Source organism: Desulfosediminicola ganghwensis, assembly GCF_005116675.2.
Lineage (GTDB): Bacteria > Desulfobacterota > Desulfobulbia > Desulfobulbales > Desulfocapsaceae > Desulfopila > Desulfopila ganghwensis.
The window spans coordinates 2,308,434-2,326,867 of the sequence record NZ_CP050699.1 but is presented as its reverse complement, the minus strand read 5'-3'; the positions used below and the strand labels follow the sequence as shown (position 1 = coordinate 2,326,867).

Below are 18,434 nucleotides of genomic sequence, written 5' to 3'. Positions count from 1 at the left end.
CACGAAGTGAGACGTGACAGGTTGGCAAATACCCCTCCCCAGGAATCTTATGCAACCAGCCTGTAGAGAAGAGTTTTTTAGATTTAAGCTGTTACTCCTCTCCCCTCACTTCTTGAAGCTGAGCCTTAGTGGTACTCAGAAGTATTTTTTATTCTCTCTTTCCATTGAGCGGGGCTGAAACTATAGCTATTACTCCTCCAGAAAGAAGAAATCCCAATATCATACCCATAAATCAATGCCACATGTATCACATTTCGCTCACTGGATTTAGTATGTGTGGCCAAAATAGCATCGGCAATTTCAGCAGCTAAAACCTCATTAGCCGTTTCATCTATAGATAACAGGGCATCACATTTTATATACGTGGTTAAAGTCGCATCGCCATCAACAGGCCTAAACGTCGTCTTGCCATCGCTTATTGAAGCGTGCGCCACTGTTGGTAGACTCTGAACTCTCTCTTGCACATCAAGTAATTCTGCAAAAAATTCTGTCTGCGATAGATGCTTTACCAGAATGGGAATACATAATGACGTCACGAGAAGAGTAGCGCATACACCGTAGTGAAAGCGCCATACTCTTTTCAGCGTGCTCATCTCAGCATTTCTGATTTTTATGACATACGTCCCTACCAGAAAGTCATGCAATGACTGACGGGTGTTCCGGTTAAATACCAGTAAATATACTATCGAGAGGCCAACCCCGAACACCAGAAAAGCAACCAGGTAAAGCCATACAGAGTGCAAGACATTGGCTGAAATCTGTGCACCATTGAGAAAAAATGGCACACCAATTATGGAATATCGTATCAGGCTCTTCCAGATGTCTATGAGTTGGCCATTTTCATCAACGACCTGAATCCCAAAGATCTTTTTACCTACTGTCTGCCCATTCAAAATCCGACTATTCAATACCCCAAAATACAACGCAGCAATTGCAAAACCAACAATCCTTCCCCAACCTCCAAGAACAACAAACTGCTGTGAAAAGAATAGCCCCAGCAGTATTCCGAATAGACCCAATATCAGAATATCAATAAAAAACGATGCCGCCCGCCTCCAGAAACCGCATATTTCTCTTTGCATTGCACTGTTCCTTTTGAATCTGGATGAAATTTAAACATCTGGAATCGAAGAACCTGAAGTCTATGCCAACCACATAATCTTTATTCTCTGCCAATCACAATCATTACACACAGAGGTTCTGTTATACTATCACCAGTCACCATTTCATGCCTTTTAAAAATTAATTAATTCGAGCAAATACAACATATTGGATTGATTACTCCAAGCAAATTGACCAAATTATTCACCACAGCCGAGCACCGCCGCGGATCAACTCTAAAAACAATGGGCAACATGCCTACATCACGGCTTAACGATTCAGGTAGGCCTTCCCATCCTCGTCGTTCCCACCTCACTGTTTTTTCTGATTCACTTTAATCTGCATTGAAATGGCAATCAGATTTTCTTTAATAAAACAAATAGCTGACCAAGAAAAAAGGAGTGCGAAACAGGTAATTATACTCATAAAATCGATACTATATGATCACAGGAAGGAAAAGAGTTTGAATCAGCCCAAGGAGGCAGAATTGAATAGGTACATGGTGGTGCCGGGAGAATCCCGGCACCAGGTAGTAAAGCGCTGAAAATCTGTCTTCTCAGCCAGGATCTCCTTGTTGAAAAGATACCTTAGACCGCACTCCGTCCAGATGGAGTGTGCTCTCGACATGCGGTGTTGAGGCGATGATTTGCCCTTTGCGAAACACAAAGAGCCTGGCGGGTTTCAAGCGTAGTGCTTCCATTTCGTTTACAGCCTGCAAGACCACAAAGTCCGCCTGATTGCCCACGGAAATACCATAGCCGTCAAGATTGAGAACTCCGGCGCTTCGTGAAGTAACCATTTCAACAAGCGTATGTGCCTGGGAGGCGCCCATCATCTGCAGGCAATGGGCACCCATGTGGGCAACCTCAAGCATGTCATGGCTCCCCATCGGATACCATGGATCCATGACACAATCATGCCCAAAGGCAACATTAACCCCTGCTTCAAGCAGTTCGGGAACCCTGGTTAAACCTCGCCGCTTCGGATAATTATCATGTCGACCCTGCAGATGGATGTTGATCAACGGGTTGCAGATCGCCTGGATACCAGCTTCTGCCATAAGCGGCAACAGCTTGGAGACATAATAATTATCCATGGAATGCATGCTGGTCAGATGGGAAGCGGCAACCCGCCCACCAAGCCCAAGGCGCTCCGTTTCAAAAGTGAGATGCTCGATATGTCTCGACATGGGATCATCGGTTTCGTCACAGTGCATGTCCACTAGCAGGCCACGGGACTCGGCAATGGAAAGAAGCCAGCTGATCGACTCACTGCCCTTGGACATGGTCCGCTCAAAATGGGGTATACCACCAACGACATCCACCCCTTTATCCAGCGCTCTCAGCAACAAATCCTTACCACCTTCGGTACGGAGTACCCCATCCTGGGGAAAGGCAACAAGCTGGATATCGACCCACTCTTTCATCTCTTCCCGAACTTCAAGCAACACATCAACTGCCAGCAGAGATGGATCGGTTACGTCCACATGGGTTCGGATAGCCAGTGTCCCTTTGGCGATTGACCACTGAAGCAACTTCAGTGCCCGCTCCTTAACCGCCTCGGCAGTAAGGTCAGGCTTCAGCTCACTCCAGATCTGAATACCCTCCAGTAAGGTGCCACTCTGGTTATATCGCGGTACGCCAAGTGAGAGAGCAGCATCCAGATGAAAATGACAATCAACAAATGGCGGGGTTACCAAACATCCCTGCACGTCCAGTTCATTATGCGCATCACCGGTAATAACACTCTCTATGGCCACAAATCGACCTTCATCAATCGCGATATCCACAGGACTTGTGCTGCCCGGTAACATTGCATTTCTTACGAGATAGTCAAACATTGTTTCTCCTTAACGTTCGCCTTTTCTGAAAGGTACCAACAGTGCTTTGGGATACGCAGATCTTCTGGACATAATAATAAGAGCTATAATGGACACCACATAGGGCATCATCAGGTAGAACTGATAGGGAATAACCATGCCGGATTGCTGCTGGACCCTCATCTGCAATGCGTCAAAGGCTGCAAATATTATTGTGCCCACCAGCGCTTTACCCGGATTCCATGAAGCGAAAACAACCAGAGCGATACAGATCCAGCCCCTGCCGTTGACCATGCCAATATAGAAGGCATCAAAGGCGGACATGGTGAGAAACGCGCCGCCAATGGCCATGAAGGCGCTGCCAACCATCACCGCTGCGGTACGGATGGCGAATACTGAAAGCCCCTGGGATTCTACTGCCATCGGGTTCTCGCCGGTCATGCATAGAGCAAGCCCCGCCGGTGTCTTCTTCAAAAAATAGGCCACTGCCACAACTGATAGCAGGGCCAGCAAGGTCATCGGTGATTGAGTAAACAGTACCTCCCCCAGAAATGGAATATCGCTCAGTACAGGTATCTGCAGAGGCTGAAACGGGATAATCTTCGGGGGCGTCGTGACATCGGGCAGCAGCATCCTGAACACGAACGATGAGAGGGCCGTGGCAAGCATGGTTATCCCCAGCCCGGTCACGTGCTGTGACAGCCCCAGATACACGGTAAACAGTGCATGCAAAAGCCCAAACAAAGCTCCTACCGCAGCTGCCACCAGCACCCCGGTCCATAAGTCTCCACCGAAATACACCCAGGTCCAGCCGGTCATACAGCCTGCAGCCATAATGCCTTCAATCCCGAGATTGAGAACACCGGCACGTTCACAGATAAGCTCACCGATAGTACCGAATATCAACGGAGTTGCCATACGCACAGTCGCAGCCCAAAAACCGACTTCAAAGAGGAATTGTAGGATCTCCATTGGCTACCTCCACCTGATACGATATCTGGTGAGCATCATGCTGAAGAGTACCGCGAGCAATGAGACTGCAGTAGCCACATCAGCAATGTAATTAGAAATATTCAACGACCTGCTCATGGAGTCGGCACCGATGGAGAGCACGGCAATAAAGAGCGAGGAGAGTAGAACGCCAAGGGGATGCAGGGCTGCAAGCATGGCAACCACGATACCCGAATAGCCGAATCCCGGAGAGAGATCCAGGGTAAGGTAGCCCCTGAGCCCGCAAAGCTCTGAAACACCGGCAAAACCGGCGATGCCTCCGGAGATGAGAGCGGTACGTATAATTGTGCTGTTTACCGGGATACCCACAAAATTGCTCGCCTTCGGGTTATACCCCACCGCCCTGATTTCATAGCCCCAGGTGGTGAAGCGCATCAGCAGCCAGACAAATACGGCAGTGGCCACGGCAATAGCCAGCCCCCAGTGGAGTCTGGTCTTGGGAATCATATGGCCAAGTATCGCTGAATCGACCACTGGTGCAGCCTGGGGCCAGCCCATGGCCATCGGATCTTTCCAGGGGCCGAACACCAGCCAGTTGACAAAGAGCAGCGCGATAAAGTTGAGCAGCAACGTAGTCACAACCTCATCAACGCCAAATTTCGTTTTCAGAATCGTTGGCCCAAGCAGAAGCAGACCACCAGCTAACGCCCCGGCCAGAAAAAGAAAGGGAATCATCAACCCGGCAGGGAGATCAATCATGCCGGTACCGAGCCAGGTGGCAACGCAGGCACCAGCGTAGAGTTGGCCTTCGGCGCCGATATTCCACAGTTTGGCCCTGAAAGCCACCGAGGCGGCAAGGCCGGTAAAAATCAGTGGAATAGCCCTGGTCAGTGTCTCTGAGATGGCAAACCGTGAGCCAACCGCGCCTTTTACCAGCAAAATGGTTGCATCAACAGGTGATGCTCCGGCCCAGAGAATGAGCAGTGAGCAGCAAAACAGGGCGATACAGGCGGCGCTGACCGGTACCAGGGCTTTGAGCAACAGGGTTGAGTTTTCTCGAGGTTCGAGTCTCATGACTGCTCCTCCCTCAGTTGCTTCGAATGAAGCACATCCCGATGGCCGCTCATGGCAAGCCCCAGCTCTGCAGCAGAAGTCTGGCCCGGATCTATAGGTGGCGACAGGCTACCCTGATACATTACCTGAATGACATCGGCCACTGTGAAAAGTTCATCGAGATCTTCTGAGATGATAATTACTCCGGCACCATCCCTGCTCGCCTCGATCAGCTGACGATGAACAAAGGCCGTAGCCCCGACATCAAGGCCCCAGGTCGGCTGGTTGGCGATGATGACTTTGGGCTTTTCAGACAATGCCCTCGCGAGTATGAGTTTTTGCATATTTCCGCCAGACATGGTGCGGGCATTGGCATCCTGCCCGCCACAGCGTACGTCGTAGGTCGAAATCAGTTCATCGGTGTGATTGGCGAGAGCTGCCCCGTTGAGTATCCCGAAGCTACTGAACTCCGACTTCCAATACTTTTCCAGGGCAACATTTTCCACCACCGTCATATCACCTATCACTCCTGTCGAAGTTCTGTCCTCAGGTATTCTTCCCACCCCCTGCCGCAACATAGTGAGCGGAGAAGGCGAACGTACTACCTCGCCATCGAGAAGCATTTTGCCTGAAGAAGGGATAAGCAAACCGGAGACAAGATCGGCCAGATGCCCCTGACCGTTACCGGAAACTCCGGCAATACCGACGATCTCACCGCTATAAACAGTCAGAGACAGCTCTCTGAGCAGCTGATGTCCGTCGTTACTGTTGATATTGATATTCGCCAGTTCAAGACGTGGTTCTCCCGGTGACGCTATCTTGCGCTCAACCGTCGGCAATTCACCGCCAACCATTTCTCTTGCCAGCTTATCGGCAGAAGTTTCGGCGGTTTTGCACTGGTGAATAACCTTGCCGTGCCTGAGCACCAGACAACGATCACTGACAGCCATTACCTCACGCAGCTTATGGGTGATGAAAATGATAGACAATCCTTCTGCAACCAGAAGTTTAAGGGTGGCAAAGAGATGAGCGCTCTCCTGGGGAGTCAGAACTGCCGTTGGCTCATCCAGGATGAGAATTCTGGTATCCCGATACAGTGCCTTGAGTATCTCAACCCTTTGTCTTTGGCCAACAGAGAGCCTGTTGACCAATGTGTTCGGATTGACATCGATCTCATACTGATCTGACAATTTTTTTATTTTCGCCTTCGCTTCACTGTCTTTACGACGAAACGAAAAAAGCGGCTCGGTCCCCAGCATAATATTGTCGAGGACAGTCATATTGTCCGCGAGGGTAAAATGCTGATGAACCATGCCCAGTTTTGCTTCCAGCGACTCTTTCGGTGAACCCGGCGGCAAGGGCAAGCCGTCGATTTCAATGTTCCCCTGATCGGCAACATAATGGCCGAAAAGGATATTCATAAGTGTGGTCTTGCCGGCCCCGTTCTCACCGAGCAGGGCCAGAATCTCTCCTCTGTCCAGTTTCAGGTCTATGGAGTCATTAGCGACCAGCGGACCGAAGGTTTTGGTAATACCTTGAAGCCTGAGAAGCGGTTTATTCCCGTCCATGGATAAAACTCGTCGCTGTCAGCGGCCTAATACCGCCGACAGCTCGTTAACTTAGAAGGTCGATTTCGGCTCATCATCGTCAATTTCAACAACAAAAGAACCAGCCTTGATCGCAGCAGCGGTTTCAGCAACCTTCTCCTTGATCTCTGCAGGCAGTTTGTCCTCAAATTCATAGTATGGAGTAAGGGACGCACCACCTTTGGCCATCATGGTCCACTCCCTGTAATCCTCAGCCTTGAACTCACCGGCTTTCACCAGTTTGACAGCGTGCCCGATTGCCGGCTCCATATGCCACAGGGCGGAGGCAACCACAACGTTTTCGCCGTTTTCTTCCTTGTTCATGTCATTCACATTTCCAAATGCCACAATGCCCTTTTCCCTTGCCGCATCAACAACACCGGCACGCTCGGCGTACATGACATCAACACCGGCTTCAACCTGCGCGTAGGCAAACTCCTTGGCCTTGGGCGGATCATACCAGGAGCCGATAAACGAAACCTTGAACTCCACATCGGGATTTACAGAACGTGCTCCGGCCATAAAAGCGTTGAACAGGCGGTTAACCTCCCCGATTGGATATCCGCCGACCATGCCAATCTTGTTGCTCTTGGTCATGGTAGCCGCGATCATGCCCATCAGGTAGCATGGCTCATGGATGTAATTATCAAAAACCGACAGATTATTTCCAGAAGGGCCAAAGGTATCACCCATCAGAAAAGCTACCTCGGGATAATCGGCCGCCACCTTGCGAACATCGCGGGAAATACCAAATGCTTCACCGACAATCAGGGCCACCCCGGATTCTGCATACTCGCGCAACACCCGAATATAGTCTGTGTTAGAGACCTTTTCGGAAAAAACATATTCAACCTCTCCCTCATCGGCGAGGGCAACGAGCGCCCTGTGCAGAGTGGCATCCCATTTCTGCTGAATTGGCTGGGTATAAATGCCGGCGACCTTAATCTTTTCAGCAAATGAGCCGATTGGCAGGCAGAACAGCGCAACGAACAGAACGCTGCATAAGAAAAACGGTGTCTTTTTCATGATTCATCTCCATTGATAGTGGGGCGTTATTGTATTTTATCTTTTACACGGCTACTGCGAGCTAAAACAAAATATAAACACATCGCGCTGTCAGGCTTTGTAAATGGTGCAAATCGTCCCGAATCAGCATTTTGCATAGATGCCGTTCATCAAGAACGATGCCAGCATGAAGCAAATCAGAAACATTTCCCTATCCATCTGATTTAACAACTAAATAAAGACATGAACCCTGATAATTGGGGGAGGAGTTTATCAGAACCGGAAAGATTTGGGAACAGGGGATTACATTCTTGTTGCAATCCCCATCGATTTATCACAAAAACGTCTCAAAGCTCACCCGTCGTAGCGAAAGCTACTTTTCCGGGGAGATACCATACCTTGTTATCTTGGAAATGCACCGTTATTTATATCGATACAGGTGCCGCTGATATATTCCGGACAATCGGTTGCCAGCCAGAACATAGCTGCTGCCACTTCCTCAGGTTTTGCAAATCTACCTGTATAAACGCTCGCTTTTATGGCGTTTCTTCGATCTTCAGGAATGGTATACAGCATATCAGTCTCTACCGGACCCGAAGCAACAGCATTGACTACGATGCCATAGCCACCAAGAATCTTGGCATATGATTTGGTCATATTGATTACGCCAGATTTAGTGATACCATACCAGAGATCCGGGTGACCGATGTGGCCGGCGATGGAGGAGTTATTGACAATTCTCCCGTATCCTTTCTCTACCATGGATTTTGAAACTTCACGGATCAGAGCCACTGGAGCCTCGAGGTTAATTTTAATCATCTGCTCCATCTTCTCCTGCGGATAGTTATCATACGGCAGGGAAAAGAGTACTCCGGCATTGTTGATCAGAATATCCACCGCTGGGAGACCGGCGATCAACTCCGGAATACCGGCTATGTTACTTAAATCGAAAGGTACAACTGTCACCTGGGGATGGTCGGCGAATTCGAAGTCTTCGAAATTTCTGGCGACAACGATAACGGTATATCCCGCCTCGATGAATTTTTCTGTAAGTACCAGACCAATACCTTTATTCCCGCCAGTTATAAGTGCTGTTTTCTGCTCTGTCATAATTTCTTTACGTTCTCTATGGATTATTACTTTGGCAAAAAGCATCCGATCAGCAATGCCCTTGCCAGTTTTTCAACATCAGCGGCCCATTGTACAGGTTAAGACGAACAAAACAATATTTGAGTGTTGCCCAATGTTGTCGTCCGCTCCCCCGAATATTGCAAAGCGACATCTCCATTAAGATCTGTTTAGCAAAACTCTATAATTTCATTGATCTTTCATTAAATGTCAGTTAAGCCATTTTATAGATGCTATTAGTCGTTGCGTCCCGCTGTCTCAAGGTTTAGGGTTGTCCCTGTTCTGTCACTATATCCTATCGTTCCAAGGGGTAGACGACCTGAGACCACCCATAGCTATATAGAACATGACGCTCTCATAAACCTGCATTCGAAATATCACCCTATCATTGAAACAAGGAGAATACCATGAAGAGACTTCTGACTTTCGCCTCTGTTGCGCTCATTGGCCTTGCCACCACTGCCCAGGCCCAGGACACCCTGAAGATTCTTACCTGGAAAGGATACGCCCCCCAGGAGCTGGTTGAAAAATTTGAAAAAGAGACCGGTATGAAAGTTGAGCTGACCTTCAGCAACAACGAGGAGATGATTGCCAAACTCCGCGCCACCCGCGGTGCAGGCTTTGACCTTGCCCAGCCAAGCCAGGATCGTATTTCTTCCGTACAGGCAGAGTTCAAGCTCTATCAGCCACTTGATTACAGCAAGGTGGAAAGCGCTCAGTTCATCCCCTCAATGCTCGACGCGGTTAAGAAAAACACCAAGGTCGGTGATGACTCTTTCGGTGTACCATTTTGCTACGGAACCTCCGGCCTTATCGTCAATACCAAGCTTGCTCCTGAAGCCAAAGATTACGATGCGCTGCTTGACCAGGCATATGATGGTCGCATCAGTTACCGTCTCAAGCGCCCGACCCTGATCGGACTCGCTTTCGCCGGGGGTGCAGATCCGTTTGCCAAGTATGATGATCCTAAAGCATACAAGGCATTGATGGATGAAGTTTCGCAAAAAATGATCCAGTCCAAGCCATACGTAAAGAACTACTGGTCAAACGGTGACGCCCTGCTGGAGATGGTACGTAGCGGTGAGGTAACCGTGGCCATGGGTTGGGAGAATGGTGGCTGGAAGCTGCACGCCGAGAACCCTGATATCGATTTCATCGCCCCGAAAAGCGGTGCCCTGGGTTGGATCGATACCTTCACCATTCCGGCCAAGGCCGATAACGTAGAAGGCGCCTACAAGTGGATCAACTTTATGCTGCGCCCTGAAAATGCTGCTATTTTCACCAATGCTGAGAGATACCCGACCGCCTCTAAGGATGCAGGCCAGTACCTCATAGCCGAAGTACGTGAGAACCTCGAACGTTCATTTAGCCCTGCGGATATTGACAACATCAATTGGTATCCGCCGGTCAGTGCAAACATCGAGCAGATTGAAGGTAAGATTCTTGACAAGGTGAAAGCTGCAAAATAGCCCCATCTCGAAAAAGAGTTCGTTAACCTCCACTAACGATGCCGCTTCCAAGCTGGAGGCGGCATCGTTTTTTTCGTTATTCATTCAATACCAGATTATGCCTCCAGTTCTCGATATCCAGAATCTTATTAAACAATTCGACACCTTCACAGCCGTAGATAACATCAACTTTCAGGTTGAAGAAGGCAGTTTTTTCTCAATTCTCGGTCCCTCCGGCTGCGGAAAAACCACCCTGCTTCGAATGATTGCGGGTTTTCTCTCACCTTCTTCCGGAAAAATTGCCATTCGTGGCCGTAATATGGTCGGGGTGCCGCCCAACAAGCGACCGGTCAATCTGGTCTTTCAGAATCTGGCGCTTTTCCCGATGATGAATGTTCGCGACAATATCGCCTTCGGCCTTAAACGGCAGGGACTTCCTTCATCGGAGATTGTTAAAAAGGTGGAGACGATGTTGGAACGCGTTCACCTTACAGGCTATGGAGACAAGGATATTACGCAGCTCTCCGGTGGTCAGAAGCAGAGGGTTGCCATCGCCCGTTCCCTGGTTTTAGAACCCTCGCTGCTGCTTCTGGATGAACCCCTGGGAGCGCTTGATCTCAAACTTCGTGAACAAATGAAGATTGAGCTGAAAAAACTGCAGGATGATTTCGGCACCACCTTCATGTACATTACCCACGACCAGTCTGAAGCCCTGGTGATGTCGGATAAGGTAGCTGTTATGAATAACGGTCGCTTCGAACAGATCGACAGCCCGACCAACCTCTATCGCCACCCGGAGAGCCGTTTTGTCGCGAGCTTTGTCGGTGAGACCAATACGCTCCCGGTTCAAAAGCTGCAGAATAATCCTCTTACGGTACGTACCGCCTTCGGCCTTGAAATGCAGGCCGTGGCAGATGGCCAACTCACAGACGAACTGGACCTCTTCATCCGCCCCGAAGCTATCATCTTGAACCCGGCCGAAGAGCTGGAAGGCATCCACAGGTTCCTGCTCAAAGTAAGAAACATCCTCTTCGATGGCTCCAACACCAAATTTCTCGCCACTGTCGAAAATGCCGATACAGAGGTTGAACTCACCGTGGCACTGCCCCAGAATGAACAGTTCGCCCACATAAAACGAGGCGATATTCTCAGTGCCGGTGTACATCGTGACAGTTGTCGATGCTACAGGCGGAGGGAACAGGCATGAAGCAACATCTTCGCCTCGGATTATTGATTTTTCTGACCCCGGTACTGCTCTGGCTGGTATTGCTGATTCTCATCCCCCATATCGAGCTGCTGCTTATGTCGCTACGCGGCACCAATGATTATGGGGAACCAAGCTGGACCTTGTATAACTACCGTTCCTTCTTCAGCGAAGAGATCTACTGGTACACCTTTGCCCGCACCGCAACATACGCGATCACTGTCACCATCCTCACCTTTCTGGTGACTTTTCCGGTAGCCTTTTACATCACCAAGATTGTCTCCCCCAGATTTACCGGCTTTCTCACTATCCTGTTGCTGATGCCCTTCTGGGTCAGTGAACTGGTCCGGGTGTATGGCTGGATGATCCTGCTGCGCGAGAGTGGAGTGCTCAACCACCTGCTGCTCTCCATCGGTATTATCAATACCCCCATAGAAATGCTCTACAACGACATAACCATGGTGATGGGCCTGGTATACACCTCGATGCTCTTTATGGTGGTTCCACTCATCTCTTCCCTGGAAGGTATGGACGATTCAATGATCGAGGCCGCTCACGATCTCGGTGCTTCGCCTCTGACCATCTTTTTCAAGATCATAATCCCCTATGCTGCACCAGGTATCACTTCCGGCTCCATTGTGGTGTTTATGCTGACTCTCGGCAACTATCTCACTCCGAACCTGATGGGAGGCAAAAACTCACTCTGGTTCACCGAGCAGATCTACAATCAGTTCATTGCCAGCTTCAACTGGAACCAGGGCGCCGCCTTCGGCTTCCTGCTCTTGCTGCTCAGCTCAATAATCATCTGGACCGGCCTTAAAATCAGCAGGCAGGAATTGGGGAGGGCCTTATCATGATTCGTACTCTGCCACAGCAGCGTGGCTACGCGACCCTTTTCAAGCTGTACATAGCACTCTTTTATGTTTTTCTCTTCGCCCCGCTGGTGGTCACCTGCGTTCTGGCATTCAATGACTCGAACTTTCCGGCACTGCCCTGGCATGGGTTCTCTCTCGACTGGTTTTTTAGCGATGGTCCGGAACGAATAGGCCTGTTCCATGACCGCTCAAATATGCAGTCGCTCTGGGTCTCCAGCCAAACCGCTTTCTGGGTATCTCTTTTCTCAGTTATCGTAGGAACGGCAGGTTCATTTCTCTTTGAACATGAAGAATTCCCTGGGAAACGTGGACTATGGTTTCTGGCATTAACCCCGCTGGTCATTCCCGGGGTTATTCTGGGTATCTCAATACTGCTGACCGCCAACAGCCTTGGCATCTATTTCGAAGACACCTTTGGCATAGATATCCCCCTCTTTCGTCCCGGCTTCTGGTTGGTGGTGCTTGGGCAATTTTCCTTCATTACCACCTTTGTGCTGCTAGTTGTTTCTGCCCGACTGAGAAAGTTTGATAGAAGCCTGGAAGAAGCGGCCCTCAACCTGGGAGCAACCCGGCTGGAGGTGATCCGCTATATCACCCTGCCCTATCTTCGCCCGGCCCTCATCGGCAGCGGCGCGGTGGCCTTTCTGATGAGCTTTGAGAATTTTAATACTACCCTGTTTCTGGTCGGTTCAGAGACAACTTTGCCGATCAATCTCTACCTGCAGGTACGGGACGGCTCCACCCCAATCATCAATGCAGTGTCCTTTCTGCTGATTATCACCACCTCGACCTTTGCAGTCATCAATCTGCTGCTAAAGAAAAAGGAAAACGCATAAAAAAGCCGCAAAGTGGATGAATTCTTCACTTTGCGGCTCTCTACACAAGCTACACATCCCTAACCGCTAGCGATAGGCCGGCGGCTGTTCCAAGTAGATATACGTATCTCCCTGCTGGCGATAATACCTATTGTCGATGATCGCATAGGATACAGCTGCAGTCATTGCAAATGCTGCTACCGAAGGTAGATGATTCCTTTGGTAGGATCGAGGATGATGATAGTACCGAAACGGTGCCTTGGGGTAGTTTCTCGCCTGATAGCTGGGCAGGTGAGCGGGATTATGTTTGTAATGCCTTTTCTCGTTATAGTTGAGCAACTGAACCGGCTTATGCTTTTTGTATACCTTCTGCGGTTTATGGTGAGGACCTCTCCCATTTGCGAAAACTGATGATGGCCATATAAAAACAACCATCGTTAGAATAATCACAATACTGCTCGCTATCTTTTTCATAATGCAAACTCCAAAATCAAATGTTACCTGAGGTCAAACCAATCCAAAAGATAGAGCATTTTTTATCCACCGCAATCGGGAGGACCATCTGCAATAGCGCCGCTTTCGCTCCCCCGGACATCTTTTCCCAGACACCTGCCAGCAATAACAAAACCCTACATCAACCTTTATAAAATCGAATAGTTACATCATCATTTCCAGGTCAACGCTGCCTGGGCATTCAGGTGGCTGTAACCAATTGTGAAAAGATTGTGTACGCGAGGCGATAGCCAATGGAAGGTAAATTGGGAGTTGTTGCTGCCGGCAGCAGCGATATTCTTCTTTGCAGCATCAGTTCACGGCAGTATAGGTTTTGGCTTTTCTATGATATCAACTCCACTGTTCGGGCTTTTCACTGACCTGCAGAATCGACTTGGTGGGCAAGGGAAACCGGAAAAACGGTTGACTTTTCATCACAAAAATATTTGATATTTCTTTAATATACATGCTACAGGTGCTGTCTTTGCAATGACAAACGAAGACGGATAAAAGGAAATCAGGTGAAAAACCTGAACGGTCCCGCCACTGTAAGGTTGAGAACACTGCATTAAGCCACTGTATTTTACGGGAAGGCGCAATTGTTCGATGAAACCGAGTCAGGAAGCCTGCCTGTCAGATTCACGCATGCATCATGATCAATGGTAAAGCTCATGGTTGTTATACCCTTCATGGGGTAACAGCTATGAGCTTTTTTTGTTTTTACAATATGGTGGTTGTTAATGGGATACAGAGGACGAGATGTAGAAGTTATCGATATAGGATCGGGTATTTCCCTGGTCATTGCCTGCGACTCCTGTGGATCGGTTGGCAGCAAGGAGCTGGATCTCGTTAACGCTCCGCCGGAAATTGTTGGCCGCCTGACCGCTCGAACAGTCCTCATGGAGCTTGTAGCCGTGGGGGCCTCACCTGTTGCTATGACAGTCTCTATCTGTGCGGAACCCAGCCCAACTGGAGACGAAATATTGCGGGGTATCAAAAAGGAACTGCAATTGAGTGGTCATCCTGATGTAAAGCTTGCCGTGAGCACCGAGAAAAACTTTGAGACGCGGCAGACGGGTCTTGGAATTGGTGCCACAGGGACCTGCAGGACACGTGACCTCAAGATTGCCCAATCAGAAGCGGCAGACAAAATTTTCTGCCTGGGAGTACCCAGACTAGGAGGAGAAGTCATTGATTCAGGCTGCATGGATATCATACACAGCGGCACCGTGACACAATTGAGACCACATCCACTGATTCATGATATCCTTCCCGTTGGCTCAAGGGGCATCAGGGCAGAAGCTGAATTACTGGCAAGACAGTCTGGAACCATTTTCGATGCCGCCCAAGGTTGCAAACTGGACCTTGCAAAATCAGCAGGTCCTTCAACCTGCGTTCTTTTTTCTAGCCCTGAATCTATAGAAGATTTGAATCATTTCGAAATTTATCCCGTTGGTCAACTCATCATGAAATCTGATTAAGGAGTTTGCTATGCAAGATATTACCGCCCCAGACCTTAAGAATGATGTGCGCCTGGTAAAACGTGCTGCATACATTGCGATATTTGTTGCTCTCAGTGCAGTTGGAGCGATGATTAAAATTCCCAGCCCGGTGGGCACGATCGGCCTTGATTCAGCCCCCGGCTATTTCTGTGCATTGGCTTTCGGGTATGTTGAAGGTGCTGCTGTCATTTTTATCGGACATCTGCTCACAGCTGGAGTTGTCGGGTTTCCCTTAGGGTTACCTCTCCACCTTTTCATCGGATTACAGATGGCACTTTGGGCGATACTGGTTCGCTTTATCAAACAAAAACTTGGGCTTTGGCCAGCAGTTTTAACCGGTGTGGTCTTCAACGGGGTGGTTTCCGCTTTCACCATGGTCTTTATAGGTGGTGTGGGTGCTGCTCTTGGAATTATGCCATTTCTCATTGCAGGATCTCTGTTCAATATATTAGTCGCCGCAATTGCGTATAAAAGCTTGAAAAAGGGCAAACTGATTTGATGTATTCCCAACATTTGCCATGACTGAACAACAACACGCAATTACAACAGATATTGGCCCGGCTATATCTGTTTCCAAGGTGTCTTTTCAATACAGGACAGGGGACGTCCCGGCTTTAAACGATGTAAGCTTTCAGCTTTCACCCGCCACATGCACCCTTGTAAGAGGTGAATCAGGTTCTGGCAAGACAACTCTCTGCTATTGTCTCAAAGGTCTGATTCCGCAGGCTGTTGAAGGGGATTTTAGCGGTCAGCTTGAAATAGCCGGGATGGATGTAACCAAATACAGAATCCAAACTCTCTCCAGGCACATTGGCTTTGTTCTTCAGGATCCGGAGGTCCAGATTGTTGGCCGTAATGTTTATGAAGATCTGATCTTTGGTCCTCGCAATCTCCTGATCGCCAAAGAGACAATCGTTTCAGATTTCCCCTCTGTTCTTCAGGCAGTTGGGCTCGAAGGTTATGAGGGCAGAGAAACATACCAGCTGTCAGGAGGAGAAAAGCAGCGTTTGGCTATCGCCGGTGTACTGCTGATGAAGCCTCAGGTGCTGATTCTCGACGAACCATCTTCAGAATTAGATCCTGCAGGCCGCAGAAATCTCTATGATTTGCTGCTCAAGCTTAAACGTGAAGAGGGTCTTAGTCTCGTTATTGTGGACCAGCAGCTTCCCACAAGTCATCCCCTGGTAGATGAGGTGCTCTTCCTAAAGGATGGTGAGCTGAAAGAAGCCGATAGCATAGGAGAGTGTTCCGTACCTTGTACGCTGCCACCAGTTCTTTCGAGCAACGAAGCTCCGACCGTCCTGACTGTTGAAAACCTCTCCTTTGCATATCGCCCCGAAACACCGGTACTGAAAAACATCAGCATGGAGATCCGGCAACAGGACTTTCTTGCACTGGTCGGACACAACGGCAGCGGTAAAACAACCCTTGCGATGCATCTCAACCGGTTGCTGAAACCACAAAAAGGTACCGTCAGCTATCAGAAGAAATCCCTCGAGAAGTTTAGTCGCGCTGAGATAGCACGTTCGATCGGCTTTGTTTTTCAAAACCCTGATCATCAAATATTTGAAACAAGCGTGGAAAAAGAGATCGCTTTCGGCCTTGTTCAGCAGGGCATAAATACTAAAGAGATTAAGAAGAAGGTCGAAGAAGTTCTGGGCTTTATGGCTCTGGAGGATTACCGGGACCATCATCCCGCCACCCTGCCAAAGGGGATTCGTCAGTTTATCAGTGTGGCCTCAATAGTGGCCCTTTCGCCTGAAATTCTGGTGGTTGATGAACCGACCACAGGTTTAGACACAAAAGGAAAAGAGATCATACTATCCAGATTAAGGGAGCTCAACGACAGAGGAACCGCAATTGTAATGATCACGCACGATATGGAACTGGTAAGAGAGCATTGCTCCCGGCTCCTTTTACTTGAACAGGGCGAGATCAAGGTGAACATGTCAACTGCCAGTGCACTGCAGAGTATAGAATTTAAGGATTTTATTGGACGATGAAAAATTTATCTGTGGATGTTCGTTCAAAACTGGCTCTTTTCTTTCTTGTTATCGTGTTCTCGATGATTTTCAATTCGCCCTTCTTTTTGTCCGCCCTGCTACTTTGTACCCTACTGATCGGTATGGTCTGTTCTGTGGATATGAAAAAAGTGGCAGCAATACTTCTTCCCTTACTGCCGATTTTTATACTGCTTGGAATTTGTAGCGGATTTTTTTCTGTGGTCAGGTTCACTGATCCTGCAAATAATGGCGTGCTGTTCTGTATTGGTGACAGTGTCTGCGCCACCAGGGGAGGATTTCTGCTGGGGGTGAGCTTTTTATGTCGGCTTACTCTCATGATCCTCTCGACTTCAATCCTTTTACAGACCACCTCGCTTGATGATTTTATAGATTTTTTCAATACCACCGGATTACCACCCTCTGTCAGTTTTGTGATAACCACCGCGATCAGGTTTATCCCTGAACTCAACCGCAAGAAAGAGCAGATAATTAATGCTCAACGGGCGCGCGGTGTCGATATGGAAACGGGGCAGTGGTTGAGAGGCTTAAAGGCCAGGATCGCTATTATGATCCCTCTCATAATTCAGGGGATATCCCTTGCTGAGCACCTGTCAATTGCCTTGCTTAATAGAGGCTTCGGCTGCCGAAACAACTGGACTGTAATGAAGAAAGCGAAACTTGTCATGTTCGACTATCTTATTCTGCTTGCCTGTCTGTTACTCTTTTTCGTCGGGGTCGTCATAAGAAGCAGGAGTTCATATTTTTTACTCTGAGAGTTGTGGACGTTACACCCCTGAGCTTGAAACAGCATCCGAACAAGAATCAATCGGAGACGGACCACGATTGATGTAATATCTCGCCAATTCATCTGAATTTTCGGGTTCGCATCCTCAGCATCACAGAAGAGGTCATACAGAACCTCCCCCGTTCATGATTCAACATTAGAAGAAAGGGCAGACCTGCCCCGCATGGGCTATCGGGAAACGAAAAATCGAAGAATCCGCTCGAGGAGTGTTGAGGGTATTTCAAATATTGCAGTCAAAGTCCCGCGAGACTCGATCTTATTCGTACTTCCAATCTTGAAGTCAGAAGCGAATTTTGTTTTGCACGATGGACATGCCATAAGCACTCCTCCTATGCGTTTGGGGAAGCGCAGCTGCTGGTCACATTTAGGGCAAGTTTTTACGATATATTCAGACATGAACAAAATATAACTGCTTTGTAAAAATATTGTCAACCTGAGAAGTCATTAGCATCCTCCCTTCAAGGAAAGATTGGGGCCAGGCCTTGAAATTGGGGGTTATGTTTGTTGGCAAAATTTGACCAACGGCTTTGGCGCATGGAGCTTGGTGTAAATGTTGATCTGAGCTTTGCCTTAACAGGAAGAAGGTCAAGCAGAGCCAAATGACATAGCCTTTGAGCTTATCAAGGAGAACTGAACCGCTACGCGGA

16 protein-coding genes and 1 riboswitch are annotated in these 18,434 nt (G+C 48.7%); of the genes, 8 read left to right on the top strand and 8 right to left on the bottom strand.

The window, feature by feature from the left end; genetic code table 11:
* Positions 1-125: 125 nt before the first annotated feature.
* The 7 genes from FCL45_RS09820 to FCL45_RS09790 all read right to left on the bottom strand — a co-directional run bounded on the left by FCL45_RS09820 (position 126) and on the right by FCL45_RS09790 (position 8,625).
* Positions 126-1,082 (bottom strand): RDD family protein, encoded by a 957-nt coding sequence (locus FCL45_RS09820; RefSeq protein ID WP_136796257.1) that lies wholly within the window; start codon positions 1,080-1,082, stop codon positions 126-128.
* A gap of 575 nt (positions 1,083-1,657) precedes the next feature.
* Positions 1,658-2,941: a cytosine deaminase gene (locus FCL45_RS09815; protein WP_136796256.1), complete on the bottom strand. Its 1,284-nt coding sequence runs from the start codon at positions 2,939-2,941 to the stop codon at positions 1,658-1,660.
* A gap of 9 nt (positions 2,942-2,950) precedes the next feature.
* The gene (locus FCL45_RS09810; protein WP_136796255.1) at positions 2,951-3,892 is read right to left on the bottom strand and encodes an ABC transporter permease; all 942 of its coding nucleotides are present in this window, start codon (positions 3,890-3,892) and stop codon (positions 2,951-2,953) included.
* Positions 3,893-3,895: 3 nt separating this feature from the next.
* Positions 3,896-4,945: an ABC transporter permease gene (locus tag FCL45_RS09805; protein ID WP_136796254.1), complete on the bottom strand. Its 1,050-nt coding sequence runs from the start codon at positions 4,943-4,945 to the stop codon at positions 3,896-3,898.
* Positions 4,942-6,492, bottom strand: coding sequence for an ABC transporter ATP-binding protein (locus FCL45_RS09800; protein WP_136796253.1), 1,551 nt, complete (start codon positions 6,490-6,492; stop codon positions 4,942-4,944). Before FCL45_RS09800 ends, FCL45_RS09805 begins: the two co-directional genes overlap by 4 nt.
* Positions 6,493-6,543: 51 nt before the next feature.
* Positions 6,544-7,536 carry a BMP family protein gene (locus tag FCL45_RS09795; protein ID WP_136796252.1) on the bottom strand — a complete coding sequence of 331 codons (993 nt, stop codon included), beginning with the start codon at positions 7,534-7,536 and terminating at the stop codon, positions 6,544-6,546.
* A gap of 381 nt (positions 7,537-7,917) precedes the next feature.
* Positions 7,918-8,625, bottom strand: coding sequence for an SDR family NAD(P)-dependent oxidoreductase (locus FCL45_RS09790; protein WP_136796251.1), 708 nt, complete (start codon positions 8,623-8,625; stop codon positions 7,918-7,920).
* A 425-nt stretch (positions 8,626-9,050) separates the two neighbouring features.
* Here FCL45_RS09790 and FCL45_RS09785 point away from each other — a divergent pair, with 425 nt between their 5' ends.
* The 4 genes from FCL45_RS09785 to FCL45_RS09770 all read left to right on the top strand — a co-directional run bounded on the left by FCL45_RS09785 (position 9,051) and on the right by FCL45_RS09770 (position 13,006).
* Positions 9,051-10,112 carry an extracellular solute-binding protein gene (locus tag FCL45_RS09785; RefSeq protein ID WP_136796250.1) on the top strand — a complete coding sequence of 354 codons (1,062 nt, stop codon included), beginning with the start codon at positions 9,051-9,053 and terminating at the stop codon, positions 10,110-10,112.
* A 97-nt stretch (positions 10,113-10,209) separates the two neighbouring features.
* Positions 10,210-11,298 (top strand): ABC transporter ATP-binding protein, encoded by a 1,089-nt coding sequence (locus FCL45_RS09780; RefSeq protein WP_136796249.1) that lies wholly within the window; start codon positions 10,210-10,212, stop codon positions 11,296-11,298.
* Positions 11,295-12,152 (top strand): ABC transporter permease, encoded by an 858-nt coding sequence (locus tag FCL45_RS09775; protein ID WP_136796248.1) that lies wholly within the window; start codon positions 11,295-11,297, stop codon positions 12,150-12,152. Before FCL45_RS09780 ends, FCL45_RS09775 begins: the two co-directional genes overlap by 4 nt.
* A complete protein-coding gene (locus FCL45_RS09770; protein ID WP_136796247.1) occupies positions 12,149-13,006 on the top strand; it encodes an ABC transporter permease in 858 nt (285 codons plus the stop codon). The genes FCL45_RS09775 and FCL45_RS09770 overlap by 4 nt, the downstream gene beginning before the upstream one ends.
* A gap of 66 nt (positions 13,007-13,072) precedes the next feature.
* Here FCL45_RS09770 and FCL45_RS09765 read toward each other — a convergent pair whose 3' ends face one another.
* Positions 13,073-13,459: a hypothetical protein gene (locus tag FCL45_RS09765; RefSeq protein ID WP_136796246.1), complete on the bottom strand. Its 387-nt coding sequence runs from the start codon at positions 13,457-13,459 to the stop codon at positions 13,073-13,075.
* Between the two features lie 474 nt (positions 13,460-13,933).
* Positions 13,934-14,125: riboswitch (cobalamin riboswitch) on the top strand.
* 92 nt (positions 14,126-14,217) lie between these two features.
* On the opposite strand from FCL45_RS09765, the gene FCL45_RS09760 reads away from it, so the two are divergent.
* Genes FCL45_RS09760 through FCL45_RS09745 form a run of 4 tightly spaced genes read left to right on the top strand, consistent with a single transcriptional unit; the run spans position 14,218 to position 17,755 of the window.
* The gene (locus FCL45_RS09760) at positions 14,218-14,958 is read left to right on the top strand and encodes an AIR synthase related protein (protein WP_136796245.1); all 741 of its coding nucleotides are present in this window, start codon (positions 14,218-14,220) and stop codon (positions 14,956-14,958) included.
* 10 nt (positions 14,959-14,968) lie between these two features.
* Positions 14,969-15,478 carry an ECF transporter S component gene (locus FCL45_RS09755; RefSeq protein WP_136796244.1) on the top strand — a complete coding sequence of 170 codons (510 nt, stop codon included), beginning with the start codon at positions 14,969-14,971 and terminating at the stop codon, positions 15,476-15,478.
* 19 nt (positions 15,479-15,497) lie between these two features.
* Positions 15,498-16,982 (top strand): ABC transporter ATP-binding protein, encoded by a 1,485-nt coding sequence (locus tag FCL45_RS09750; protein WP_136796243.1) that lies wholly within the window; start codon positions 15,498-15,500, stop codon positions 16,980-16,982.
* On the top strand, positions 16,979-17,755 hold the full coding sequence (locus tag FCL45_RS09745) for an energy-coupling factor transporter transmembrane component T family protein (RefSeq protein WP_136796242.1): 777 nt from the start codon (positions 16,979-16,981) through the stop codon (positions 17,753-17,755). The genes FCL45_RS09750 and FCL45_RS09745 overlap by 4 nt, the downstream gene beginning before the upstream one ends.
* The last annotated feature ends 679 nt before the right edge of the window (positions 17,756-18,434 follow it).